Below are 25,251 nucleotides of genomic sequence, written 5' to 3' on the forward strand. Positions count from 1 at the left end.
GGTTCATCAGGCGCTCGTCCGCGGCGGTCGGACCGGCGACGTCGTCAGTGCCCTTCGGCGCGGTGGAGTGCCGTTGTGGACCAGGGCGACGAGAAACCCGGCCGAATGATCACCAGCCGCGGGCGCGCCATTCGGCGAGGTGGGGGCGTTCCACGCCGAGGGTGGTGTCCTTGCCGTGGCCCGGGTAGATCCACGTGGTGTCGGGCAACGGGCCGAAGACCTTGTTTTCCAGATCGTCCATGAGGGATCTGAACGCTGAAGGGTCCCCGAAGGTGGCTCCCGGGCCACCGGGAAACAGGCAATCGCCGGTGAACAGATGCGGTGCTTTGGAACCGGCGCCGTAGAGCAGCGCGATGGAGCCGGCGGTGTGCCCGACCAGGTGGATGACCCGCAGGGTGGCCTTACCGACGGTCACCTCGTCACCGCCACGCACGGGGGTCGTGGTCGCCACCGGGATGGCGCCGGCGTCGTCGGGATGCGCCACCGTTCTCGCCGCGGTGGCCGCGACCACCGCGGCCAGTGCCTGCACGTGGTCGCCGTGGCGGTGGCTCGTCACCACGGTCGCAAGGCCGCCGGCGCCGATGAGGCCCAGCAGCGTGTCGGGTTCGTTCGCGGCATCGATCAGCAGCTGCTCGCCTGTTGTGGCACAGCGCAGCAGGTAGGCGTTGTTGTCCATCGGGCCTACCGCGACCTTGGAAATGGTCAGTCCGGGCAGTTCCCGGACGTCCGCCGGCCTGCCGACACGCACCGCGCCGGTGTAGCCGTCACCGTTGATCTCGCGTCCCATCATCCCTCGCTGGATGTCGGTTGTGTAGGTTCCATCATCCTCCGTTCCGAAACTGTCGGAGCCCGTCCGTAGCATGGCAGTCGCCGCGGACGTCACGTCCGGTCGCGGCACGACCAGTCCTATCCCCGAGCAGACCGCGAAGGATCTCCACGATGGCAGACCGTCTCGTCGTGCGCGGCGCGCGAGAGCACAACCTGCGTGACGTCGATCTCGACCTGCCGCGGGACGCGCTGATCGTCTTTACCGGCCTCTCGGGCTCGGGCAAGTCCAGCCTCGCGTTCGACACGATCTTCGCCGAGGGGCAGCGACGGTACGTCGAGTCGCTGTCGGCCTACGCCCGCCAGTTCCTCGGCCAGATGGACAAGCCCGACGTCGACTTCATCGAGGGCCTGTCACCGGCGGTCTCCATCGACCAGAAGTCGACGTCGCGCAACCCTCGTTCCACCGTCGGGACGATCACCGAGGTGTACGACTACCTGCGGCTGCTGTTCGCGCGAGCGGGTCGGCCGCACTGTCCGAAATGCGGCCGACCGATCTCCCGGCAGACTCCGCAGCAGATCGTCGACCGCCTGCTCGAGCTGCCCGAGGGCACCCGGTTCCAGGTGCTCGCCCCGGTCGTGCGGGGCCGCAAGGGCGAGTACGTCGACCTGTTCGCGGACCTGCAGGCAAAGGGTTTCGCCCGCGCGCGGGTCGACGGCACCGTCCTCGCGCTCACCGACGTACCGAAGCTGGAGAAGCAGCGCAAGCACACCATCGAGGTGGTGGTCGACCGGCTGGCGGTGAAGGCGTCCGCCAAGCAGCGGCTGACGGACTCCGTCGAGACCGCGCTCGGCCTCGGCGGTGGTCTGGTGCTGGTCGACTTCGTCGACCGGGACTCCGCCGACCCCGATCGCGAGCGGATGTACTCCGAGCATCTGGCCTGCCTCTACGACGACCTGTCGTTCGAGGAGCTGGAGCCGCGGTCGTTCTCCTTCAACTCCCCGTACGGCGCCTGTACGGAGTGCTCGGGTCTGGGTACCCGCAAGGAGGTCGACCCCGAACTGGTCGTCCCCGACCCGTCGCTGTCGCTGGACGCCGGAGCGGTCGCCCCGTGGTCAGCCGGTCACAACAAGGAGTACTTCACCCGGCTCCTCGAAGCCCTGGCCAACGATCTCGGCTTCCGGATGGACATCGCCTGGGAGGGGTTGCCGGAAAGGGCTCGCAAGGCGGTGCTGTACGGGCGGGGTGAGACCGAGGTCCAGGTTGCCTACACCAACCGGTACGGCCGGTCCCGCCAGTACTACACGGCCTTCGAGGGTGTTGTCGCCTTCCTGCAGCGCCGGCACCGGGAGGCCGAGTCCGACAGCAGCCGGGAACGTTACGAGGGCTACATGCGTGATGTCGCCTGCTCGGCCTGCCGCGGCGCCCGGCTCAAGCCCGAGTCGCTGGCGGTGACGCTGGGCGGCCGGTCGATCGCCGAGGTCGCCGGTATGGCCATCGGGGAGTGCGCCGAGTTCCTGCGCACCCTCGAGCTCACCGAGCGGGAACGCACGATCGCAGGCCGGGTGCTCAAGGAGATCGACGCTCGGCTGGCGTTCCTGCTCGACGTCGGGCTCGACTACCTCTCGCTGGACCGCGCCGCCGGCACCCTGGCCGGGGGGGAGGCGCAGCGGATCAGGCTCGCCACCCAGATCGGTTCCGGGCTGGTCGGCGTCCTCTACGTGCTCGACGAGCCCTCGATCGGGCTGCACCAGCGGGACAACCGCCGCCTCATCCAGACCCTGGTACGGCTACGGGATCTCGGCAACACCCTGATTGTCGTCGAGCACGACGAAGACACGATCCGGGCCGCCGACTGGGTCGTCGACATCGGCCCCGGAGCCGGGGAACACGGCGGGAAGGTCGTCGTGTCCGGCCCGGTGGACGCGCTGCTCGCCGAGGAGTCCTCGCTGACCGGGGCGTACCTGTCCCGCCGCCGTGAGATCCCGGTGCCCGACATCCGGCGGCAGCCGACCAGGGGGCGTGCGCTGACCGTCCACGCCGCCCGCGAGCACAACCTGCGCGACGTGACGGTGTCGTTCCCGCTCGGCTGCTTCGTCGCGGTCACCGGCGTCTCCGGCTCGGGCAAGTCCACCCTGGTCAACGACATCCTGGCCGCGGTGCTCGCGAACAAGCTCAACGGCGCCCGGGAGGTGCCGGGCCGGCATCGCACCGTCACCGGCGTTGATCATCTTGACAAGGCCGTCCGGGTCGACCAGTCGCCGATCGGGCGCACCCCGCGCTCGAACCCGGCCACCTACACCGGTGTCTTCGACCACATCCGACGGCTGTTCGCCGAGACCACCGAGGCCAAGGTCCGCGGCTATCTGCCCGGGCGCTTCTCGTTCAACGTCAAGGGCGGCCGGTGCGAGGCCTGCGCAGGGGACGGCACCATCAAGATCGAAATGAACTTCCTGCCGGACGTGTACGTGCCGTGCGAGGTCTGCCAGAGCGCCCGGTACAACCGGGAGACGCTGGAGGTCCACTACAAGAACCGCAGCATCGCCGAGGTCCTCGACATGCCGATCGAGGAGGCCGCGGAGTTCTTCGCCGCCGTTCCCGCGATCGCCCGGCACCTGCGCACCCTCGACGACGTGGGACTGGGCTACGTCCGCCTCGGCCAGCCGGCACCGACGCTGTCCGGCGGTGAGGCACAGCGGGTCAAGCTCGCCGCCGAACTGCAGCGGCGCTCTACCGGGCGTACCGTCTACGTCCTGGACGAGCCCACCACGGGGCTGCACTTCGAGGACATCCGCAAGCTCCTCGGGGTCCTCGGACGGCTTGTGGACGCCGGCAACACGGTGATCGTCATTGAACACAACCTGGACGTCATCAAGACCGCCGACTGGGTCATCGACATGGGGCCGGAGGGTGGTACCGGCGGCGGCCGGGTGGTTGCCGAGGGGCCGCCCGAGACGGTTGCGGCGGTCGAGGCGAGCCACACCGGTTTTTTTCTGCGGGAGATTCTCGGGCAACGCCTCGACCTGGCCCCGTCGGCGCCGGCGGAGTCCCCGTCCGCGCTGGCCTCGTCGGGTCGGTTGTCGCCCCGAGCCCCGGTGCGCCCTTCCGTGGATGCTGTGGCGGGATAAGTCTGGCCCGTGGGTTCTCCTGCCGTGGACGGCCTGCCACGGGCCTGCGGGGGCCACTGCAGGCGGCGCGGCGGGCGGCGGGGGCTTCAGGTACTTTCAGGTACGCAGCAGGTCCTCGAGGACGGCGTCCAGCTCCTCAGCGGAGCGTTCCTGTCCGCGGGGAACGACCTGTTCGGTCGCGTCGAGGAACGTCCGGGCCGCATCGATGCTCAGACGGACGACGGAGTGCAGTTCACCGGCGGTCAGATCGAGGCGGACGCAACCGCGGTCGGGTTCAGGGGTGATCCGGACGTCGCCACCACCGGTGGGAATGTCCAGACCGGCCCGCAGCGCATCACGCAGCACCACCCACGTACCACGAGGCAACGCGGGGTGGTCAGGGCGGGAGATGAGTTCCAACGTCACTGCGAGCGGATCGGCCCGTCGCCAGCTCACCTGCAACACGGTCAACCGCCCGCGGGAAGGTGCGTCATCGACGACCAACTCGGCGGTCACGTCCTCCACCTGCATCCGTCGTGCCTCCTTCGTCGTCCTGCGACGCTGTGCACCGCGGTATCGAGGGTGACAGCCGGTCAGGCAAGACGCCACCTGGAAAGCGTGGCGGGACCTGTTTGGGACCAGACGGGACAAGGCCGGCGCCGATATTGCGGGGTCCTGCCCGGGAAGGTCGTCACTGCGATGTCGTGGGGAAGGCGTCTGTCGACTCTGCCGACCATAAAGAGCCGGTCGACTCCGTCGATCATATCGACCATGTTCACCCTGCCAGGGTTCACCCTGCCGGCCATATGCACGCCCGCGTCCCGACCACCACGTCCATCCGCCACCGAGCGTCCGACGGATCATACTTCGCACACCGCTCATGGTCTTCGAGCATGGACCCTGACATCGCTTCCCGCAGGGCGTGGTGAGGAGTGTCCCCCCAGCTGTGAGATATGCCCGCCCGCGCTCACCGTAGGGCGCCGTCGCGCCCCAGGTCGCAGCCACCCTCCACGGTTAAGTGCTCAGCGTGGTGAAATGGTTACGTGGAGGCGTTGTTCTGTGGCAATCCGGCTCGCCGTAGGCTCGGTTCATGGCTGATCCGGCGTCCTACCGTCCCGCGCCGGGATCGGTTCCGGAGACCCCGGGTGTGTACCGGTTCTTCGACGAGCACGGCCGCGTGGTCTACGTGGGCAAGGCGAAGAACCTTCGCGCCAGGTTGTCGAACTACTTCACCGATATCCACAACCTGCACCCTCGCACCCAGCACATGGTGACGACCGCGAGTTCGGTGGACTGGACCGTCGTATCGACCGAGGTCGAAGCACTTCAGCTCGAGTACACGTGGATCAAGGAGTTCGATCCCCGCTTCAACGTCCGATACCGGGACGACAAGAGCTACCCGAGCCTCGCCGTCACGCTGTACGAGCAGTTCCCGCGCCTGCAGGTGATGCGCGGTGCCAAGCGCGACGGCGTCCGCTACTTCGGTCCCTACGCCCACGCGTGGGCCATCAGGGAGACCCTCGACCTGCTCCTGCGCGTCTTTCCGGCGCGTACGTGCAGCACGGGGGTGTTCAAACAGGCTGCTCGGATCGGCCGTCCCTGCCTGCTCGGCTACATCGACCGGTGCTCGGCGCCGTGTGTCGGCCGGGTCGATGCCGCCGAACACCGCCGCATCATCGAGGATTTCTGCGACTTCATGTCGGGTCAGACCGGCCGCTATATCCGCAAGCTCGAGCGTGAGATGGGCGCGGCCGCGGCCGAACAGCAGTACGAACGCGCGGCCCGGCTGCGGGACGACATCGGCGCGTTGCGCCGGGCGATGGAGAAACAGGCGGTCGTACTCCCGGACGGCACCGACGCCGACGTCATCGCGTTCGCGCAGGACGAGCTCGAAGCTGCCGTGCAGATCTTCTACGTACGCGACGGTCGGGTCCGGGGCCAGCGCGGCTGGGTCGTGGACAAGATCGAAAATCTGACGACGGGGGAGCTGGTCGAACAGTTCCTCACCCAGGAGTACCTCTCCGACAACGCGGGTGCGTCCGGGAGCCCGTCCGCGGGCCCACACCGGGTGGGCACGGGGGTGACGAACGAGATCCCGCGGGAGGTGCTCGTCCCGGAGCTCCCGCCGGACGCGGACGTGGTCACGGAACTGCTCGGCATCGCCCGTGGCAGCCGGGTCGACCTGCGGGTTCCCCGGCGCGGGGACAAGCGGACCCTGATGGAGACCGTCGAGCACAACGCCAAGCAGGCGTTCGCCCTGCACCGTACGCGACGGGCTAGTGACCTCTCCGCCCGCAGTCGGGCGCTGTCGGACATCTCCGACGCTCTGGGTCTTGCCGATCCGCCGCTGCGGATCGAGTCGTTCGACATCTCCAACCTGCAGGGCACCGAGGTCGTCGCCAGTATGGTCGTTTTCGAGGACGGGCTGCCGCGCAAGTCGGAGTACCGGCGGTTCGCCATCCGTGGGGTCGACGGGCAGGACGACGTCGCGAGCATGCACGAGACGATCAGCAGGCGGTTCAGCCGTTACCTTGCCGAACGGGCCCGTACCGGAGAGTTCGCAGGTCTGCCGGACCCGCCGCAGCCATCGGACGCGCCCGATTCACCGGGCTCATCGGCGCCGGCCGGAGCGGGTGGCCCTGATACCGCGACGGCGGCCCCCAGCTCCGCGCTGGACCCCGTGACCGGCCGGCCGCGGCGTTTCGCCTACCCGCCGAACCTTGTGGTCGTGGACGGCGGCCCGCCGCAGGTTGCCGCGGCGCGCCGCGCCCTCGACGAGCTCGGCATCGACAGCGGCTCCGGCGGTGTCGCCCTGTGCGGGCTTGCCAAACGTCTGGAGGAGGTCTGGCTCCCGGGCGAGGAGGACCCGGTGATCCTGCCCCGCACCAGCGAGGCGCTGTACCTGCTGCAGCGGATCCGGGACGAGGCACACCGTTTTGCGATCACCTACCATCGGCAGAAGAGGTCCAAGAGCATGGTCCGCTCGGTCCTCGACGATGTGCCCGGTCTCGGGGAGACGCGCCGCAAGGCGCTGCTGCGCACCTTCGGCTCACTTGCGCGGATCCGTACGGCAACGGTCGACCAGATCGCCGAGGTGCCGGGAATCGGCCGACGGACAGCCCAGGCTGTCGCGGACGCGCTCGCTCCCACCAACCCGACAGGCGCGGACGCCATCCCGGGTGCGGTCGATCCGCACACGGGCGAGATCCTTGACGGTGATGATTCCGTGGCGGCCGAACCCACGCCAGCTGACGCCACGACACCTGGAACCACCACAGCCCGCGCCATCGCCCCTGACTCCGGTCCCGACGCCACATCGACACGGGGTGCTCTCACATGACGTCCGCCGCGCCACTCGAGCTCGCCATCATCACCGGGTTGTCCGGAGCCGGCCGCAGCACCGCGGCCAAGTGCCTGGAGGATCTCGGCTGGTTCGTCGTCGACAACCTTCCGCCGGCGTTGCTGGCCACCATGACCGAACTCGGGTTGCGTTCGCAGGGCGCGGTCAATCGCATCGCAGTGGTCGTGGACGTCCGCGGCCGGGCCTTTTTCTCCGACCTGCGCGCGACGTTGGACGCGCACGAGGCCCGCGGCATGCATCCGCGGGTCCTTTTCCTGGAGGCCGCGGACGAGACGCTGGTGCGCAGGTTCGACCACGTCCGCCGGCCGCATCCGCTGCAGGGCGACGGCCGGGTGGTCGACGGCATCAGCCGCGAGCGCGCGTTACTGGCGCAGTTGCGCGGCGAATCGGACCTGGTGCTGGACACCACCGACCTCAACGTCCACGAGCTGCGCACGAAGATCGACACCGCGTTCGGTCAACCGTCGGGAACCCGGCTGACCGCGGCGGTGGTCTCCTTCGGCTACAAGTACGGTCTCCCGCTCGATGCCGACCTGGTGGCCGACTGTCGGTTCCTGCCGAACCCGCACTGGGTGGAGGAGCTGCGGCCGTACACCGGCCGTGATCCGCAGGTGCGTGACTATGTCCTGGGCCAACCCGGGGCGGAGGAGTTCGTCGAACAGTACGCGGCGCTGCTGCGGCTGGTAGGGGAGGGGTATGTGCGCGAGGGTAAGCGGTATCTGACGCTCGCGGTAGGGTGCACCGGCGGCAAGCATCGCAGCGTGGCCGTGGCCGAGCAACTCGCCGGGCGGCTGGCCAGCGACGGCGTCGGTGTCCGGGTGGTTCACCGTGACCTGGGGCGCGAGTGACTGCTATCGATCACGTGCCTGTTACCGATCCCGCGGTGGTGGCCTTCGGCGGGGGTCATGGTCTGGCCGCATCCCTGCGGGCACTGCGGCGCATCACCCGTCATCTCACCGCGGTTGTGACTGTGGGTGACGACGGGGGCTCTTCGGGTCGCCTGCGGACCGAGCTGGGAGCGTTGCCCATGGGCGACCTGCGGATGGCGCTGGCCGCGCTGGCCGGCCCGGACACCTGGTCGTCCACCTGGGCGGAGCTGTTCCAGCACCGGTTCGGCGGCGACGGACCCCTGGCCGGTCACGCCGTCGGCAACCTCGTGCTCACCGCTCTTGCCGAGCGTCACGGCTCTCCGGTTGACGCGCTCGACCTGGCCGGCAGGCTGCTGGGGGCCGCCGGTCGTGTGCTACCTCTGTCCGAGGACGGCATCGACATCGTCGCCCAGGTGGCCGGCCTCGACCTGAACGAACCGGAGGCCACGGTGGAGGTCCGCGGCCAGGCGGCCGTGGCCACCACGTCCGGGCGGGTGGTGAGCCTGTACCTCCAGCCGGCCAAGCCCGCCGCCTGTCCGCAGGCACTGGCCGCGATCGACAGCGCCAAGTGGATCGTGTGCGGTCCGGGGTCGCTCTACACCAGTATGCTGCCCCACCTGCTGGTACCCGAGATCACCGACCGGCTGCTCGGTTCGCCGGCCCGTCGTGTCATGGTGTTGAACCTGGTACCGCAGCCCGGTGAGACCGAAGGGTATTCACCAGAGGAACACCTGCGGGTCATCGGGACGCACGCGCCGGAGCTGGCCTTCGATGTGGTGATCGCCGATTCCGACGCGGTACCCGAACCGGCCGTGCTCGCTCGTGCCTCGGCCGATCTGGGGGCACGCCTGTACCTCGTCCCCGTTGCCCATCCCGGCGAGCCACGCCACGACCCTCGGCGGCTGGCCGCCGCGTTCGAGACGGTGTTCAAGGCGGCGCGGGAAAGCTGGACAGGCCAGCCGCGCCAGGAAGGCCAGCAGGGCGGGCAGAGCCAGCAGGGCGGGGAAGGCCGGGAAGGAAAAAGGACTTCCCCGCAGGGCTCCGGGCCCTGGGCCGGCACCGCATCCGGTGACGCGCCGTTCGGCGACGGGCAGCCGATCGGGGACGAGCTTGTCAGCGACGAGGCGACATCGGACGGTGAGACGCGCGGTGGCCCCGCTACCGCCGGCCGGTCCCATGAAGGTGAGGAATGATTCGTGTGGCTGCAATGACCGCCACCGTCAAGGACGAGCTCAGCCGGTTGCGGGTGGCCAAGCCGTGCTGTCGCCGCGCGGAGATGGCCGCTCTGCTGCGCTTCGGCGGCGGGCTGCACATTGTGCGCGGCCGTATTGTCGTCGAGGCCGAGCTCGATGCGGGTGCCACCGCCCGGCGGCTGCGCCGGGAGATCGCCGAGGTCTTCGGCTTCCCATCCGGCATCGCGGTGCTTGCCGCGGGTGGACTGCGCCGGTCCGTGCGCTACATCGTCCGGGTGGAACGTGACGGTGAGCAGCTTGCCCGGTCGACCGGGCTGCTCGACCAGCGGGGCCGGCCGGTGCGCGGGTTGCCTCCGCAGGTCGTCACGGGTGCGGCCTGCGATGCCGCGGCGGCGTGGCGTGGGGCGTTCCTGGCGCACGGCTCGCTGACCGAACCGGGCCGGTCATGCTCGTTGGAGATCACCTCGCCGGGCCCTGAGGCGGCGCTTGCGCTGGTCGGCGCGGCCCGGCGGCTTGGGGTCGCGGCCAAGAGCCGGGATGTGCGTGGGGTGGACCGGGTGGTGATCCGGGACGGGGACGCGATCAGCGTGCTGCTGACGAAGATCGGTGCTCATGACAGCTTGTTGGCCTGGGAGGAGCGCCGGATGCGCCGTGAGGTGCGGGCGACCGCGAACCGCTTGGCGAACTTCGACGACGCCAACCTGCGTCGGTCCGCTCGAGCGGCGGTGGCGGCCGGTGCCCGGGTCCAGGCGGCGTTGAAGATCCTGGGGGACGACGCGCCAGGTCATCTGTTGGCGGCCGGCCAGTTGCGCCTTGAGCACGCCCAGGCGTCCCTGGAGGAGCTGGGTGCGCTTGCGGACCCACCGTTGACCAAGGACGCGGTGGCCGGTCGTATCCGGCGACTGCTCGCGCTGGCGGACAAGAGGGCGCACGCGCTCGGACTGCCGAACACCGAGGCGAGCGTCTCCCCGGACCTTCTTGAGAACGCCTAGCGAGCGGGCCAAAGGCGATGCGATCATGTTTTTTCGCACCGCCACACACGTGCGGAGCCTGGCGCGTCACTCGTGTCTGCTGGTATATCCTTAGCAATACTAAGTAAAAGGAATATTAGTGCCCCCGCGGTGACGACCAGGTGACGACCAGTGGTGGCGACCGGAAAAGCGGTGGCCGACCAGAGGAGCTGCTGGCTGGCCAGAAGGGGTGCGATCATCGCTCCTCCTGCGCCGCCGTCGGCCCCACAGGCTTGACCCGTGTCGGTGAGAACATGCTTCTTCTCGCTGACACAGGCCCGGAAGGCCCAACACGAGCCAGGATGGTCCGCGAGGGAACGCGGCGAGGAGGAGATATGGACAGCTTCGGCAGCACAAGTCACCTCAAGGTAGGTGACCATACGTATACGATCCGCCGGCTGGACGCGATTTCCGGAGCCGACCGGTTGCCCTACAGCCTGCGCGTCCTGCTGGAGAACCTGCTGCGCACCGAGGACGGTGCCAACATCACGGCCGACCACGTCAACGCGCTCGCCTCCTGGGACCCAGCCGCCGAGCCGAGCCAGGAGATACAGTTCACCCCGGCTCGGGTGATCATGCAGGACTTCACCGGGGTGCCGTGCGTGGTCGACCTCGCCGCGATGCGCGAGGCCATGGCAGCGCTGGGCGGAGACCCCGCGAAGATCAATCCGCTGGCGCCGGCCGAGCTGGTGATCGACCACTCGATCATTGCGGACGTCTTCGGCCGCTCCGACGCCTTCGCCCGTAACGCGGAGCTGGAGTTCGGCCGCAACCGCGAGCGCTACCAGTTCCTGCGGTGGGGCCAGGCCGCCTTCGACAACTTCACCGTCGTCCCGCCGAACACCGGGATCGTCCACCAGGTCAACCTGGAGTACCTCGCCCGGGTGGTCTTCACCAAGGACACCGCCGACGGCCGACTGGCCTACCCCGACACGCTGGTCGGCACCGACAGCCACACCACAATGATCAATGGGCTCGGTGTGCTCGGCTGGGGCGTCGGCGGCATCGAGGCCGAGGCCGCCATGCTCGGCCAGCCGGTCAGCATGCTGATCCCGACCGTGGTCGGCTTCAAGCTCACCGGCGAGCTGGTCGCCGGCACCACCGCCACCGACCTGGTCCTCACCATCACCGAGATGCTGCGCCGGCACGGCGTGGTCGGCCGTTTCGTCGAGTTCTACGGCGAGGGCGTGGGCAACGTCCCGCTGGCGAACCGGGCCACCATCGGCAACATGAGCCCCGAGTACGGCTCGACCTGCGCGATCTTCCCGGTGGACGCGGAGACGCTGGCCTACCTGCGGCTGACCGGCCGTCCCCAGGAGCAGATCGACCTGGTCGAGGCCTATACCAAGGAGCAGGGCCTGTGGCACGATCCCAGCCACGAGCCGGTGTATACGACCACCCTTGAGCTCGACCTGTCCACGATCGAACCGTCGCTGGCCGGGCCCAAGCGTCCGCAGGACCGGGTGCCCCTGCGCACCGCCAAGGTCGCCTTCCGCACGGCGCTCGTGGACTACGCCGACCCGTCCAAAGCCACCTCGAACGGGTTCGTCAACGGCGGTGCGGACGAGGCCAGCGCCGAATCCTTCCCCGCCAGCGACCCCGCGGCCGCGTTCGCGGACAAGTCCGGCGACGCGCCCGTGTCGTCCAACACGGGGGCCGGAGACGTCGGTGACCGCCCATCCAACCCCATCCCGGTGACGCTTGCGGACGGCACCAGCTTCGAGATCGACCACGGCGCGGTCGCGATCGCCGCCATCACCTCCTGTACCAACACCTCCAACCCGCAGGTCATGATCGGTGCAGCGATCCTGGCCCGTAACGCCGTCGACCGCGGTCTGACCCGCAAGCCATGGGTCAAGACCACCCTTGCCCCGGGTTCCAAGGTCGTCATGGACTACTACGAGCGTGCCGGGCTCACCCCGTACCTGGACAAGCTCGGCTTCAACCTGGTCGGGTACGGGTGCACCACCTGCATCGGCAACTCCGGCCCGCTGCAGGAGGAGATCAGCCAGGGCGTGAACGCCGGTGACCTGGCGGTGGTCAGCGTCCTGTCCGGCAACCGCAACTTCGAAGGCCGGATCAACCCGGACGTCAAGATGAACTATCTGGCCTCCCCGCCACTGGTCGTCGCCTACGCGCTGGCCGGCACGATGGACATTGACCTGACCAGCGACCCGCTGGGTACCGACAGCGCCGGCAATCCGGTCTACCTGCGCGACATCTGGCCGAGTGAGGCCGAGGTCGCCGAGGTCGTCGGCGACGCGATCCGCTCGGAGATGTTCACCGAGGACTACGGCGACCTCTCCGGGGACAAGCAGTGGCAGTCCCTGCCCACCGGGGATGGAGGGGAGGTCTCCCAGACCTTCGCCTGGGCACCCGACTCGACCTACGTCCGCCACCCTCCGTACTTCGAGGGGATGCCGGCGAAGCCGACGCCGCGTCCGGACATCATCGGCGCCCGCGTGCTGGCGTTGCTGGGCGACTCGGTGACCACCGACCACATCTCACCCGCCGGTTCCATCAAGCGGGACTCGCCGGCCGGCCGCTACCTGGTCGAGCACGGAGTGGACCCGAAGGACTTCAACTCCTACGGGTCCCGCCGGGGCAACCACGAGGTGATGATCCGCGGGACGTTCGCCAACATCCGGCTGCGTAACAAGCTCGTTCCCGGCACCGAGGGCGGGGTCACCCGCTACCTGCCCGACGGCGAGCAGCTGGCGATCTACGATGCGGCGCAGAAGTACGCGGCCGCCGGGGTGCCGCTGGTCATCCTCGCCGGTAAGGAGTATGGCTCGGGCTCGTCGCGTGACTGGGCGGCCAAGGGCACGGCGCTGCTCGGTGTCCGCGCCGTGATCGCCGAGTCGTACGAGCGCATCCACCGGTCCAACCTGATCGGGATGGGGGTCCTGCCGCTGCAGTTCCCGCCCGGGGAGTCGGCCGCCTCGCTCGGTCTGACCGGCGAGGAGACGTTCACCGTCGTCGGACTCGCGAGTGTCGACGAGCAGACCCCGACCCTCACCGTCCAGGCGGACGACAAGCGTTTCGACGCGGTCGTGCGCATCGACACGCCGGGGGAGGCGGAGTACTACCGCAACGGCGGCATCCTGCCCTACGTCCTGCGTTCGCTGCTGTCCCAGTAGGAGCGGGCCGGTAGGAGACAGGAGCAAACTGGTAGGCCGGTAGGTGGGACCAGCGCGGGCCGATGGCGGCACGGTCGTGTTCCCTGCGTGTCCGGCGTTCCCACCGGATCGGTGACGCCGCCGAGAGCGTTTGCATCAGGGCTCTCGGCGGCGTCCGGTCTGCTGTCCGGTTTCAGGTCCGGCTCGGTGCTGGTTTCAGTTCCGGTGCAGCATGGTGTTCATGGCCTGGATCTCAGCGGCCTGATTCGTCTGGATGTTCTGGGCCATCGCCTTGGCCGGGCCGTACACGCCTTCGCGGATCTCCGTTTCGGCCATGCTCACCGCACCCTCGTGATGTCCGATCATCATCTCGAGGAACATCCGGTCGAACTCGGCGCCCCGCATACCGGTCAGTCCGGCCATGTCGGCCTCGGACATCATCCCCATACCTGTGCCGGCGGACGCGCTGTCAGCGCCCGTCGAGCCATGGCCCATGGAACCGTGCCCAGGCGCGGAACCGTGGCCCATGGCGCCCGGCCCCGTGGTACCGGTCGGTTCACCCCAGGTCCTCAGCCATCCGGTCATCGTCGTGATCTCGGGATCCTGCGCTGCCCGGATCCGTGTGGCGAGTTCCGCCACCTGGGGGTCGGAGGCGTGGGTGGCGGCGAGATCGGCCATCTGGATCGCCTGCCGGTGGTGGGGAATCATGTTCTGCGCGAAGCTCACGTCAGCCGTGTTGTGGTCGGTGGACGCGGGCTCCGCCGCGCCGGGAGCGGTCGTGTCGTCGCCGCACGCCACCAGCACGATGCCGGCAACGAGGGCGGTGACAAGTAGCGCAAAGCGCTTCATGGCCAAGTCGTCCTCACATGTTTGTCTGCGTAACCGATGTCCACATGCCCGTCCGGGTCCGTCCGGGTCCGTCCGGGCATGACACGTCGTCGCCTGAACACAACTCACTGTGGTCAGGCGAAGGTGCGCCGGATCACAGCCGCAGCACGCACAGCTCAGCGAGGGTGGGAGGCCTCGACGGGGGAGCACGCCGGTTGCCGCCTGGGACCCCGGGCGTCGCCGACCGCACCGGGCAGCCTGCCAGGCAGGCGCCGAGCAGCCCCAGCAGGAGCCCGGCAACAGCCGTTGCCAGGCCGACGCGAAGCACCGCCAGACACAGCGGGCCGACGTGGTCGGGATGTTCGGCGGCAGCCGGCATCCGACCGTGCGCCGCCGCCATGGCACCTGTCGTCTCGTGGGGCGTCGGTGCCGTCGGAGCGGCCGCATGGTCCATGCGTGACGGTTCGAGGATGGCGGCGAGCCCGCCATGCATCAGCAGGAGTCCGATCAACACCAGCGGCAGCAGCATGAGGACACGGACGCAGGTCCGCTCTCCCGCCCTTCCTGTCCTCGATGCCCGCACGAAGCCGATTGTGCCGGGTGCCGGCAGGTCCGGACGCCAACCTCAGATCATCAATGCAAGGACTACACCGGACCACGGGACGAATGCGTCGGACTGTTGGGTTTGGGGGTATTGCGTCCTCATGTGCGCCACCCGATATCGTTTGGCACAGCATCGGCCCACCCCCAGAGACTGACCTCTCTGTCCCCCCAGAAGACACACATCGGATCGAAACGCCCAGTCCTGCCCCGATCCGATGTCCCCTCCGAGTAGCCAAAGGTAGGAGTGAGGTTCCGCGGTCCTGACGGTTTCCCTCAAAACCGTTACCTGAATCATGCCCACATCCTGGTTCAGGGCAAGGATTACGCTGCCTCGCGGGCGTACGGGAAGGAACACGTGTTGCTTCCACGTGGCGTCATCCGTTTCCCCGTGAGCGGGGAAACCACCGGTCGCGGTCGTCATCGTGATCAGGTACCTGTGGACAGGTCCGATCACGAATCTCTGTATCGCCGTGTCCGTCTGAGCCCGCAGTCGCGTCGGGTGGCCACGATCGCCGCGGTCACGACCGGGACGCTAGCCGCATCGACGGCGGGCTTCGCCGCGACGATGCCGGGCCCGAGCGGCAACGCCTCGCTGGAGCCGACCGCAGCCACCGGCACCACCACCGCCTCGGTGATCGGTGGTGGGTCACATGGAACCACCCTGGCCGCATCCACGGCCGGGCTGGCCGGCAAGATCGGAAATCCGGATCCGACCCTTACCTCGGTGTCGATCGTTCCCGACCAGGCGACCGTCGCACCGGACGCGCCCGTCGTCTTCACCGTCCGTGCCACGCTGGTCGGGACCGGGCAGCCCGTCGCCGGCCAGCGGGTCCGGATCGCGGTGGCGAACGGACCGCAGTGGACCACTACTGCCCAGCTGCAGACCGACGGACGTGGAATCGCGAAGATCACTACACGTCTGCTGTCCACCACGACGTTGACGGCGGTGTTCGACGGCACCAACGCCCTGCGTCCCTCGCTGGCCAGCGCGACCACCGTGACGGTGCGCAGCCCCGTAGCATCCGGCTCGGTATCCGGCTCGGTATCCGGCTCGTCGTCGGCTTCGTCGGCAACTCCCAAGGTCATCCCGGGCAGCTCCATCGGCCAGAAGATCGTCTACCTCGCCTCGCTGCAGAAAGGCAAGCCCTACATCTACGGTGCGGCCGGCCCCAACGCCTTCGACTGCTCCGGGTACTCGCAGTACGTGTTCAAACAGCTCGGCCGATATCTCCCCCGGACGGCGCAGCAGCAGTTCGACGCCTCCATCCGCATCCCCAAGGCGGCCAAGCAGCCCGGTGACCTGATCTTCTTCGGCTCGCCGGACAACATCACACACATGGGCATCTACGCCGGCAACGGCTACATGTGGGCCGCCCCCCAGACCGGGCGGACGATCAACCTCCAGCCCATCTACACCAGCACCTACTGGGTGGGACGCTTCCTGTAGAGCACGGATGACCGCCGCCCGTCGTCTAATCTTCTCCCTGTGCGATGGGCGGCCTCACCGTCCTCGTGCCCGAGGAGAGCCCGAGGAGAGGAGGTGCCGGGCGTGTCCGCTGCGGTGACCCCCTCCGACCGGGTGCTCACGATCCCGAACCTGCTCTCCGCCCTGCGGCTGGCCGGGGTCCCCGTCTTCCTGTGGCTGGCGCTGGGACCCCATGCCGACGGAGCGGCGTTGGGCATCCTCGCCTTTGCCGGCGTCAGCGACTATCTCGACGGCAAGCTCGCTCGGGCGCTGGGCCAGACCAGCCGACTGGGCACCCTGCTCGACCCGCTCGCCGACCGCCTCTACATTTTTGCGACGATCGTCGCTCTGACGCTGCGCGACATCGTCCCCTGGTGGTTCGCGGCACTGCTTGTCGGCCGGGACGTCCTGCTCGCGGGCTTTGTACCGGTACTGCGGCGGTTGGGTTACGGTTCGGCACTTCCTGTGCATTACCTGGGTAAGGCCGCGACCTTCAACCTTCTCTACGCCTTCCCGTTGTTGCTGCTCTCGGCCGGCGACAACTGGCTTGCCACTGTTTGCCGTCCGTTCGGGTGGGCGTTCGCCATCTGGGGTATGGCCCTGTACTGGTGGTCGGGAATCCTTTATGGAGTACAGCTGCGCCGGCTGGTGCGGTCGGGACGCGACACCGATCAGCCGGTTTGTCCCCGAGGGGATCCCGAGCACGCGGAAGCCGGCCGCATGGACGCGGAGGACGCGGAGGTGGGTCCGTGAGAGCCGTCGTCATGGCCGGCGGGGAGGGGACACGCCTGCGTCCGATGACGGCCAACCAGCCCAAACCGCTGCTTCCCGTCGTCAACCGGCCGATCATGGAACATGTGCTGCGGCTGCTGCGGCGGCACGGGGTCGACGAGACCGTGGTCACACTGCAGTTCCTCGCAGCCCACGTCCGCGCGTACTTCGGTGACGGCGACGAGCTGGGGATGCACCTGTCGTACGCGACCGAGACCACCCCGCTGGGGACCGCCGGCAGCGTCAAGAACGCCCAGGACGCGTTGCGCCACGACCCCTTTCTGGTGATCAGCGGTGATGCACTCACCGACATCGACCTGACCGCCCTGATGGCCTACCACCGCAAGCGCGGCGCGCTCGTCACCGTCGCGCTCAAGTCCGTCCCGAACCCCCTGGAGTTCGGGATCGTCATCACCTCCGACGACGGCCGGATCGCCCGGTTCCTGGAGAAGCCGACGTGGGGGCAGGTGTTCTCCGACACGGTCAACACCGGCATCTACGTCATGGAACCGGAGGTCCTCGACCACGTCCCCACGGGCGAGCCGGTGGACTGGTCCGGTGAGGTGTTCCCGAAGCTCGTCGCCGCCGGGGCGCCGGTCTTCGGTCACGTCGTCGCCGGTTACTGGGAGGACGTCGGCACCATCGACAGCTTCCTACGGGCCCAGGCCGACGTGCTCGACGGCAAGGTCGACGTGGAGATCGGCGGCTTCGAGGTCTCGCCGGGGGTGTGGGTCGGCCGGGACGCCGACGTCCACCCCGAAGCGGTGCTCACCGGCCCGCTGGTCGTCGGTGACTACACCAAGATCGAAGCCGGCGCCGAGCTGCGTGAGTTCACTGTGATCGGCAGTAACGTCGTGGTCAAACCCGGCGCCTTCCTGCACCGGGCGGTGGTCCAGGACAACGCGCAGATCGGGCCGCAGACGAACCTGCGTGGCTGCGTGATCGGCAAGAGCACCGATGTGCTGCGGGCCGCGCGGATCGAGGAGGGCGCGGTCATCGGTGACGAATGCGTGATCGAAGAGGAGGCGTTCGTCTCCCACGACGTCAAGGTCTACCCGTTCAAGACGATCGAGGCCGGAGCGGTTGTCAACACCAGCGTCATCTGGGAGTCCCGGGGGCAGCGCTCGCTGTTCGGTCCCCGGGGGGTTTCGGGGCTGGTCAACGTCGAGATCACACCGGAGCTGGTGGTCCGTCTCGGCAGCGCATACGCCACGACCCTGCGCAAGGGATCGACGGTGACCACCGCCAGGGACGGTTCCCGGGCCGCCCGGGCGCTCAAGCGTGCGGTGACCAGCGCACTCACCGCGAGCGCGATCGACGTGCGGGATCTGGAAGTCGCGCCGATGCCGCTGGTGCGTTTCGACGTCCGTTCCTCCGACGCCGCCGGTGGCGTCGTCATTCGCGCGACCGAGGGTGACGCCGAACGCGTCGACATCATCTTCCTGGATTCCGAGGGAAGCGACCTTTCCTCCGCCGTCCAGCGCAAGCTCGACCGGGTCGTCAGCCGCCAGGAGTTCCGGCGGGCGTTTCCCGACGAGATCGGGGAGCTGCGTTTCCCGGCCCGCACGGCTGGCAGCTATGCCCGGGACCTGCTGGACCGGGTGGATACCTCCGGTCTGTCCGAAGCCGATCTGAAGATCGTGATTGACGCGGACGGGGGAGCGGCGTCGCTGGTCCTGCCGACGCTGCTGGGACATCTCGGCGTGGACGCGCTCACCGTCAACGGCCGACTGGACGAGACCTTCCCAGCCGGGCCGCCCGGCGCCCGCCAGCGCGCGCTGGACCGTCTCGGCGAGCTGGTGGCCAGCTCCCGGGCCGCGTTCGGGGTCCGGTTCGACCATACCGGTGAACGGATCACGATCGTGGACGAGCGTGGCGACCTGATCGACGACGAGCGGGCGCTACTGGTCTTTCTCGATCTTGTCGCCTCCGAGAACCGGGGAGCCGAGGTCGCGCTACCGGTGACGACCACGCGGGTCGCCGACCAGGTGACCCGCTTTCACGGACTGACGGTGCGGCGGACGTCGCTGTCGGCCGCTGACCTGACGCGGGCCGCGGGTGAGGCGAACGTCGTCTTCGCCGCGGACGGCCGCGGGGGATTCGTCGTTCCCGAGTTCGCCCCCGCGATCGACGGCGTGGCCGCGTTCGTCAAGCTGGCCGCACTGGTTGCCCGGACCCGGCTGCCCCTGAGCGCCATCGACGCGCGTATTCCGGCCATATCAGTGTTGCGCCGATCCGTGGCGACGCCGTGGGCGGCAAAGGGGACGGTGATGCGCCGGGTCGTGGAATCGGTCGATCCCGACGGAGGATGCACGATCGACACCACGGACGGCGTCCGGGTGGTACAGCCGGACGGCTCCTGGGTGCTGGTGCTACCCGATCCGGCCGAAGCCGTCACCCACCTGTGGGCCGAGGGATGCGCCACCACCGACGCCGGTCAGCTCCTGCAACGCTGGGGCGCCGTCGTCGCGGCCTTCCCCACCACTCCCCCCACATAGTCGGCCCCCGCATCGTCGACCTCCCGCATCGTCGCTTCGCGACGACACGGTGACCTCTGCCTCTGTGGTTGGTGCCCACCTTTGGCTTGGTGATCACCTGGTAGTGATCGTCAAGGGATTCATCCGCAGGTGGGGTTGCTTCGCGACGATGTGCCGGATCCCGGCGTCCTGGGTGAGCGTGCTGAGGTGCGGCATTGCGGCGGCTTGCGATGCCCCGCTACGCTCGGCCCGCCGGGTAGCTGGTCGGCCTGTACGGTCGAACCTGAGCTGAAGCCGGGCCGGATATGAGCCCGGATATGGGCCGACGGTGGGGCGATCGTTGTTCGTCGCGTCGCCGGAGGCCGTGAGGAGTGTCGGAGCCGACGGTGGGGCGATCGTTGTCCGTCGCGTCGCCGGAGGCCTTGAGGAGCATCGGAGGCAATCCCCCGTGTACCCGGAGGACCTGAAGTACACCAAGGAGCACGAGTGGATCCGGGTGAACGATGCCACCGTGCGGGTGGGAATCACCTCCTACGCGCAGGAGGCCCTCGGTGACATCGTCTTCGTGACTTTGCCGGCGGTGGGGGAACGGGTGCAGGCCGGCCAGCCGTTCGGAGAGGTGGAGTCGACCAAGAGCGTCTCCGATGTCTACGCTCCGGTCTCAGGGGAGGTGATCGCCCGCAACGAGGTGCTCGACAGCACTCCCGAGCTGGTCAACTCCGATCCCTACGGTGAAGGCTGGCTCGTCGAACTGGCCGTCGACGACACTTCCGCGACCGTGTCACTGCTGGACGCCGCTGCGTACGCCCAGCACGTGAAGGCGTAGTAAAGATCTACGGAATATCTACGGAGCATCCATGGAATGCCGCCAACCGTTTACGTTGACGCTACGGACGCCACGCCGGAATAGCTCTCCCGCTCCCCTTTTCGCGGCTGTGCGCCTGATGCACTAGCCTCGTTGTGCGCCGGGAAAGCGATACGAGGCCGGGATGTCACGGTCAGTGTTGTCTGTTCCGGTCGTCTTGGGGCCGTTGCCGGATGAGTAGGGGCCCTGAGGAGGAAGTGAACGTTTTCGCCACCCCAGGCGAGGTGGCCCGAGCGGCCGGCCAACCGCGTCCGCGGCGGTCCGGCAGGAAGCAGACGCGACCGTGTTCTGCACGAGGTGCGGACAGCAGAACCCGACCGATGCCCTGTACTGTGCACGGTGCGGGTCTCCACTGGTACGTCCAGGTGAGCCCATCGCGCCGGAACGACCTGCCGAACAGACTTCCACGCTCAACCTTGCCGCCGCCCTGTCGGGCATCGAGGGCGACCATGTCGACGAGTCGACCGAGCGGGACGCGGTTGCCGCGGTCGACGCGTTGCCGCCCGGCTCCGGCCTGCTCGTGGTCAAACGTGGGCCCAACGCGGGCAGCCGCTTCCTGCTGGACGCCGATCTGACCACCGCCGGCCGTCATCCGGAGAGCGACATCTTCCTCGATGACGTAACCGTCTCACGCCGTCATGCCGAGTTCCACCGGTCGCCGTACACCAAGGGCTTTGCGGTGCGTGACGTCGGTAGCCTGAACGGGACCTACCTCAACCGTGAGCGGATTGACTCCGCCGAGTTGTCCAGCGGTGACGAAGTGCAGATCGGCAAGTTCCGGCTGGTGTTCCTGACCGGGCCGATGATCTCGACGGGTGGCGGGGGCCCGCAGTGAGCCGGGGATTCCACCGATGAGCGCCGGTCGCGCCGCGGCCGGTTCGGTGTCTGCTGCGGCCCCGGCGTCACGGGGCCGGGTGGGTGCTTCCACCGCGAAGACCCTGACCATCGGCGAGGTTCTCGACCAGCTGCGGCTGGACTATCCCGACGTGACTCTGTCCAAGATCCGCTATCTGGAGGCGGAGGGGCTCGTCGTCCCCGCCCGCACAAGCGCGAACTATCGCAAGTACTCCTCTGACGATGTCGCGCGGTTGCGCTACGTCCTCGGGGCGCAACGGGAGCGTTTCCTGCCGCTCAGAGTGATCAAAGAGGAGCTGGAGTCCCTCGACCGCGGGCTGCTCCCACGGGAGCGTCTCGGACCGCGTCCGGTGGCGCCACCATCGCCTGGTGCCCTCGACGTCCTGCTCGACAGCGGCGAGCAGGTGCGGATGTCGCGGCGGGAACTGCTCGCGGCGACCGGCGTCAGCGAGGAGGAGCTCGCCGAGCTTGAGCAGTACGGGCTGCTTGCGCCCCGTCCCGGAGGCAGCTATTTCGACGGGGACGCGCTGGCTGTCGCGCGGACGTTCGCCGCGCTGAGCGGCTTCGGCATCCAGCCCCGGCATCTGCGTCCGTCGCGGGTGGCCGCCGATCGGGAGGCTGGTCTGATCGAACAGGTGGCGGCGCCCCTGCGGGGGCAGCGTGACCCGTTCGGCGGAGGGCGGGCGGAGGAGATCCTGGACGAGATCGCCGGGCTGCTCATACGGTTGCATGCGGCTTTGCTGCGGTCCCGGCTGCACACCGGGCCAGGCGCGTGACACTCCCGGCCGGGAACGGATGGACTGTTGCCTGTCGACTGTTGCCTGCGTGGGCCGACTCGCGCGTGGGCACCTATCGTTGAATGGGGTGGAAGGCCTGCACAGTGACCGATCTTGTCGGAAGCACCGGGCCGCTGACGAAGACCGGAGACCGGGATACTGTCAGCCGGTGGCGGTTTACAGGTTCCGGTCGGATCATCCCGTCCTGCCCACCTGTGCGAGGAGGTAGATCGGTGCATCGGCTGGACATCGTCGGCGTTCGTGTCGAGCTTCCGTCGAAGCAGCCGATCGTCCTGTTGAAGGAGGTCGGTGGTGAACGTTACCTGCCTATCTGGATAGGCGCGGTGGAAGCGACAGCCATCGCGTTCGCGCAGGAGGGCATCACGACCGCTCGCCCGATGACTCATGACCTGATGCGTGACGTGTTGCGTGCCCTGCAGACCGAGCTCACCAGGGTGACCATCAACGACCTCCAGGACGGAGTGTTCTTCGCCACACTCGTGTTCGGTAACGGGGTCGAGGTTTCGGCCCGTCCATCGGACGCCATCGCGCTGGCGATGCGGATGGGGGCGCCGGTGTACGGCGAGGAGTCGGTGCTCGCCGAGGCCGGGATCACCGTGCCGGAGGAGCAGGAACAGGAACAGGAAAGCGAGCTGGAGAAGTTCCGGGAGTTCCTTGACACGATCTCGCCGGAGGACTTCAACACACCGGGTTCCTGACGGGCCAACGGCAGCGCGATAATGATCTTTTTGCGCTGCCGGCGCCCCGGATCCCGAGCTGCCCGGAGACCAAAGGCGGCGTGATCATGGTTTTTCGTGCTGCCAGCGGCCCGGATCCCCAGGCCGTTAGCGGGATTCCAGCCGATTCGTACGGTTCGTCGCCTGCTGTGGCCGTGTGCGGTTGTATCCTCACAAAGGCTTGATCTAGGAACATTGTGGGTCTGTCACGGGACACGCCACTCGTGATCATTGATGGGATCGCCCAGGGCTCTTACCGTCGAGTCGAGGCTTCGGTCGATCCTGCTGCCGGCAGGGGTATGACGGGCGGCCGGTGAGACGAGGCGGTTGGGTGAGCCCAGGGTGGTTGGCTGGCGGACGCGACGACGACAGCGATGATCGGATGGCGATGATCGGACAGGGTCAGCTCTTCCCGGACGATCTTCCTTTGCCGCCCGGTGACGATGTCGGCTATCGGGGGCCCACCGCGTGTGCGGCTGCGGGTATCACGTATCGGCAGCTCGACTACTGGGCCCGTACGGGTCTGGTTGTGCCGAGCGTACGCGGCGCCACCGGGTCGGGCAGCCAGCGGCTGTACTCCTTCCGGGACGTGCTGGTCCTGCGTGTCGTACGCAAGCTGCTGGAGGCCGGGGTCTCCCTGCAGAACATCCGCGCCGCCGCCGACTGCCTGCGGGTGCGCGGGATCGAGGACCTTGCGCAGGTCACACTGGTCAGTGACGGGTCGACCGTGTACGAGTGCACCTCTGACGACCAGGTCATCGATCTCGTCCAGGGTGGTCAGGGAGTTTTCGCGATCGCGGTCGGCCGGGCCGTCCAGGACATGCGCGGGCAGTTGTCCCAGCTACCGACGGAGCGCCCCGAACGCCCGGGACACACCGGGCAGGCGGCGGTCGGCCATCCCAGGGACGAGTTGGCCAACCGGCGTGGCCGACGCAGTTCGGCCTGACGGAGGCAGTTCGGCCTGGGCCGCCTCCGGTGGATGTCGGCCGTCCGGGCGCCGATGCGGATGGTGATCCGCGCGGTTAACAAGGGTCCGTGGCGGCGTAGTGCGTGGTGCCGTGCGGCGCGGCACAGTGCGGGTCGGACTGTGCGGGCGTGCGGTGCGCCTCGGCGGACAGGTGGTCGACCTGGAGAGTGGTGTGGTCGATGTGGTGGTTGTCGCGAAGCCAGGCGTGCACCCCGACCCGAACGGCGTGGCAGTCCGCCTCGGGGTGCACCAGGACGTGTGCGGACAGCGCCGGCTCGCCGGAGGTGATCTGCCAGATGTGCAGGTCGTGAACTTCGCTGACGCCCGGTCGGCAGGCCATGGCGGCCCCTATGTCGTCCGGGTCGAGCCCGTCGGGAGCGGCCTCGAGGAAGATCCGACCAGAGGCGTGCAGGAGACCGGCGCCGGCTTTCAGCATGAGGGCGACGACGACGAGCGAGGCTATCGTGTCCGCGCGCCCCCAGCCGGTGACGAAGACGACCACTCCCGCGACAATCGTGGCAACGAACGCGTAGAGGTCGTTGAGGATGTGCTGAAAGGCACCGTCGATGTTCAGGCTTGCCCGGTTGGCCCGGCTCATCGCCCAGGTCGCGGCGAGGTTGACAGCCACTCCGACGAGTGCGACGCCCAGGACGGGCCCGCCCGCCACATCACCGGGGGTGACCAGCCGCCCGATCGCCTCGAAGGTGAGCCAGCCGGCCAGCAGGAGCAGGGTGAGTCCGTTGACCTGGGCGGAGAGGATCTCTACCCGGCGCAGGCCGAACGTGTAGGCGCCGCCCGCCGGCCGTGCCGCGACCCGCAGAGCCGCCAGCGCCAGTATGATAGCCGCCGCGTCGGTGAGCATGTGGGCCGCATCCGACAGCAGCGCCAGGGAGTGCGCGAGCAGGCCGACGGCAACCTCCCCGACGAGGTAGGCGAGGATGAGGCCGAGGGTGATTGTCAACCAGCGCCGGTCAGCGTCCACGGAAACGTCGTGCCCATGGCCGGCGTGACGGTCGGAGTCCCGTCCATGGCTGTGATCCATTCCGCTATCCTCCGCCACCGGCCTTCCTTTCCCCGCTCTTCTTCCGCCCTCGCTTTCCAACGTTACGTCCTTCGTCCCGGCTCCGTCATTTTATCTGAAAATGGCTGCCGATATCGGATTCGTTGCTCCGGACAGTGGCGCTGTTTTCTTGCCGTCCGTTTCCACCGTCCTGGCAGGCGATTTCTCCGGGCGTCACGACCGAGGTGGCTTCCCGCCCGTGACGTGTCCGGGTGGGAGCGGTATCCGCGGTGGACATGGTTGCCGGTTCCATTGTTGTTTCCGGTGCCGTCGGTCGTACGCCGCAAGACCGGCCGGCCGGATCTCCGCGTTGTTTTTCCCGGATGCTCGGCGCGGCACTGCCGCCGACCGTCCCCACCGTCCCTGGCTGGTCACCGGTCAGTCGGCCGCTGACCGGCCGGTTGCCGACTACTGTACGTAGG

General features: G+C 68.4%; 19 protein-coding genes. 14 read left to right on the top strand and 5 right to left on the bottom strand.

Features of this window, described 5'->3' with window-relative positions:
• Positions 1–109: 109 nt before the first annotated feature.
• Complete coding sequence (locus tag CV1CTNOD_RS11685; protein WP_207386369.1) at positions 110–787, bottom strand: MBL fold metallo-hydrolase; 678 nt, start codon at positions 785–787, stop codon at positions 110–112.
• 152 nt (positions 788–939) lie between these two features.
• Between CV1CTNOD_RS11685 and uvrA the strand changes: the two genes are divergently transcribed.
• The gene (gene uvrA, locus CV1CTNOD_RS11690; RefSeq protein ID WP_131786130.1) at positions 940–3,894 is read left to right on the top strand and encodes an excinuclease ABC subunit UvrA; all 2,955 of its coding nucleotides are present in this window, start codon (positions 940–942) and stop codon (positions 3,892–3,894) included.
• 96 nt (positions 3,895–3,990) lie between these two features.
• Here the strand turns inward: uvrA and CV1CTNOD_RS11695 are convergent, their stop codons facing one another.
• Positions 3,991–4,404 carry an SsgA family sporulation/cell division regulator gene (locus CV1CTNOD_RS11695; RefSeq protein WP_131786131.1) on the bottom strand — a complete coding sequence of 138 codons (414 nt, stop codon included), beginning with the start codon at positions 4,402–4,404 and terminating at the stop codon, positions 3,991–3,993.
• A gap of 559 nt (positions 4,405–4,963) precedes the next feature.
• Here CV1CTNOD_RS11695 and uvrC point away from each other — a divergent pair.
• The 5 genes from uvrC to CV1CTNOD_RS11720 all read left to right on the top strand — a co-directional run bounded on the left by uvrC (position 4,964) and on the right by CV1CTNOD_RS11720 (position 13,446).
• Positions 4,964–7,213: an excinuclease ABC subunit UvrC gene (uvrC, locus tag CV1CTNOD_RS11700; protein WP_131786132.1), complete on the top strand. Its 2,250-nt coding sequence runs from the start codon at positions 4,964–4,966 to the stop codon at positions 7,211–7,213.
• The gene (gene rapZ, locus CV1CTNOD_RS11705) at positions 7,210–8,082 is read left to right on the top strand and encodes an RNase adapter RapZ (protein ID WP_131786133.1); all 873 of its coding nucleotides are present in this window, start codon (positions 7,210–7,212) and stop codon (positions 8,080–8,082) included. The genes uvrC and rapZ overlap by 4 nt, the downstream gene beginning before the upstream one ends.
• Positions 8,083–8,096: 14 nt before the next feature.
• A complete protein-coding gene (locus CV1CTNOD_RS11710) occupies positions 8,097–9,296 on the top strand; it encodes a gluconeogenesis factor YvcK family protein (RefSeq protein WP_242606611.1) in 1,200 nt (399 codons plus the stop codon).
• Entirely contained in the window at positions 9,293–10,288 is a 996-nt protein-coding gene (whiA, locus tag CV1CTNOD_RS11715; protein WP_131786135.1) for a DNA-binding protein WhiA, read from the top strand. The genes CV1CTNOD_RS11710 and whiA overlap by 4 nt, the downstream gene beginning before the upstream one ends.
• 353 nt (positions 10,289–10,641) lie before the next feature.
• Entirely contained in the window at positions 10,642–13,446 is a 2,805-nt protein-coding gene (locus CV1CTNOD_RS11720; RefSeq protein ID WP_131786136.1) for an aconitate hydratase, read from the top strand.
• A 195-nt stretch (positions 13,447–13,641) separates the two neighbouring features.
• On the opposite strand, the gene CV1CTNOD_RS11725 is transcribed toward CV1CTNOD_RS11720, so the two are convergent.
• On the bottom strand, positions 13,642–14,274 hold the full coding sequence (locus CV1CTNOD_RS11725; RefSeq protein WP_131786137.1) for a DUF305 domain-containing protein: 633 nt from the start codon (positions 14,272–14,274) through the stop codon (positions 13,642–13,644).
• Between the two features lie 133 nt (positions 14,275–14,407).
• Entirely contained in the window at positions 14,408–14,782 is a 375-nt protein-coding gene (locus CV1CTNOD_RS11730; protein WP_131786138.1) for a DUF6153 family protein, read from the bottom strand.
• Positions 14,783–15,292: 510 nt separating this feature from the next.
• Here CV1CTNOD_RS11730 and CV1CTNOD_RS11735 point away from each other — a divergent pair.
• From CV1CTNOD_RS11735 to CV1CTNOD_RS11770, 8 genes are all read left to right on the top strand, one after another.
• On the top strand, positions 15,293–16,303 hold the full coding sequence (locus CV1CTNOD_RS11735) for a C40 family peptidase (RefSeq protein ID WP_131786139.1): 1,011 nt from the start codon (positions 15,293–15,295) through the stop codon (positions 16,301–16,303).
• Between the two features lie 102 nt (positions 16,304–16,405).
• The gene (locus tag CV1CTNOD_RS11740) at positions 16,406–17,074 is read left to right on the top strand and encodes a CDP-alcohol phosphatidyltransferase family protein (RefSeq protein WP_131786140.1); all 669 of its coding nucleotides are present in this window, start codon (positions 16,406–16,408) and stop codon (positions 17,072–17,074) included.
• Positions 17,075–17,085: 11 nt separating this feature from the next.
• The gene (locus tag CV1CTNOD_RS11745) at positions 17,086–19,590 is read left to right on the top strand and encodes a mannose-1-phosphate guanyltransferase (protein ID WP_131786157.1); all 2,505 of its coding nucleotides are present in this window, start codon (positions 17,086–17,088) and stop codon (positions 19,588–19,590) included.
• Positions 19,591–20,017: 427 nt separating this feature from the next.
• Positions 20,018–20,395, top strand: coding sequence for a glycine cleavage system protein GcvH (gene gcvH / locus CV1CTNOD_RS11750; protein ID WP_131786158.1), 378 nt, complete (start codon positions 20,018–20,020; stop codon positions 20,393–20,395).
• Positions 20,396–20,717: 322 nt separating this feature from the next.
• A complete protein-coding gene (locus CV1CTNOD_RS11755) occupies positions 20,718–21,269 on the top strand; it encodes an FHA domain-containing protein (protein ID WP_131766805.1) in 552 nt (183 codons plus the stop codon).
• A gap of 16 nt (positions 21,270–21,285) precedes the next feature.
• Complete coding sequence (gene ftsR, locus CV1CTNOD_RS11760) at positions 21,286–22,065, top strand: transcriptional regulator FtsR (protein WP_131786141.1); 780 nt, start codon at positions 21,286–21,288, stop codon at positions 22,063–22,065.
• 233 nt (positions 22,066–22,298) lie between these two features.
• Positions 22,299–22,784, top strand: coding sequence for a bifunctional nuclease family protein (locus tag CV1CTNOD_RS11765; protein ID WP_131766807.1), 486 nt, complete (start codon positions 22,299–22,301; stop codon positions 22,782–22,784).
• Between the two features lie 400 nt (positions 22,785–23,184).
• Complete coding sequence (locus tag CV1CTNOD_RS11770) at positions 23,185–23,748, top strand: MerR family transcriptional regulator (protein WP_242606612.1); 564 nt, start codon at positions 23,185–23,187, stop codon at positions 23,746–23,748.
• A 76-nt stretch (positions 23,749–23,824) separates the two neighbouring features.
• Here CV1CTNOD_RS11770 and CV1CTNOD_RS11775 read toward each other — a convergent pair whose 3' ends face one another.
• Entirely contained in the window at positions 23,825–24,811 is a 987-nt protein-coding gene (locus tag CV1CTNOD_RS11775) for a cation diffusion facilitator family transporter (RefSeq protein ID WP_131786142.1), read from the bottom strand.
• Positions 24,812–25,251 lie beyond the last annotated feature (440 nt).

Source organism: Protofrankia symbiont of Coriaria ruscifolia (assembly GCF_900634745.1).
GTDB lineage: Bacteria > Actinomycetota > Actinomycetes > Frankiales > Frankiaceae > Protofrankia > Protofrankia californiensis.

What these genes read in the sequence shown, in the direction of transcription:
- rapZ (WP_131786133.1), top strand. Translation starts at nt 7,210, where the DNA reads ATGACGTCCGCCGCGCCACTCGAGCTCGCCATCATCACCGGGTTGTCC.
- CV1CTNOD_RS11775 (WP_131786142.1), bottom strand. Translation starts at nt 24,811, where the DNA reads ATGGATCACAGCCATGGACGGGACTCCGACCGTCACGCCGGCCATGGG.
- CV1CTNOD_RS11770 (WP_242606612.1), top strand. Translation starts at nt 23,185, where the DNA reads ATGGCGATGATCGGACAGGGTCAGCTCTTCCCGGACGATCTTCCTTTG.
- CV1CTNOD_RS11720 (WP_131786136.1), top strand. Translation starts at nt 10,642, where the DNA reads ATGGACAGCTTCGGCAGCACAAGTCACCTCAAGGTAGGTGACCATACG.
- CV1CTNOD_RS11745 (WP_131786157.1), top strand. Translation starts at nt 17,086, where the DNA reads ATGGCCGGCGGGGAGGGGACACGCCTGCGTCCGATGACGGCCAACCAG.
- CV1CTNOD_RS11695 (WP_131786131.1), bottom strand. Translation starts at nt 4,404, where the DNA reads ATGCAGGTGGAGGACGTGACCGCCGAGTTGGTCGTCGATGACGCACCT.
- whiA (WP_131786135.1), top strand. Translation starts at nt 9,293, where the DNA reads ATGATTCGTGTGGCTGCAATGACCGCCACCGTCAAGGACGAGCTCAGC.
- ftsR (WP_131786141.1), top strand. Translation starts at nt 21,286, where the DNA reads ATGAGCGCCGGTCGCGCCGCGGCCGGTTCGGTGTCTGCTGCGGCCCCG.
- uvrA (WP_131786130.1), top strand. Translation starts at nt 940, where the DNA reads ATGGCAGACCGTCTCGTCGTGCGCGGCGCGCGAGAGCACAACCTGCGT.
- CV1CTNOD_RS11725 (WP_131786137.1), bottom strand. Translation starts at nt 14,274, where the DNA reads ATGAAGCGCTTTGCGCTACTTGTCACCGCCCTCGTTGCCGGCATCGTG.
- uvrC (WP_131786132.1), top strand. Translation starts at nt 4,964, where the DNA reads ATGGCTGATCCGGCGTCCTACCGTCCCGCGCCGGGATCGGTTCCGGAG.
- CV1CTNOD_RS11730 (WP_131786138.1), bottom strand. Translation starts at nt 14,782, where the DNA reads ATGCTGCTGCCGCTGGTGTTGATCGGACTCCTGCTGATGCATGGCGGG.
- CV1CTNOD_RS11685 (WP_207386369.1), bottom strand. Translation starts at nt 787, where the DNA reads ATGGGACGCGAGATCAACGGTGACGGCTACACCGGCGCGGTGCGTGTC.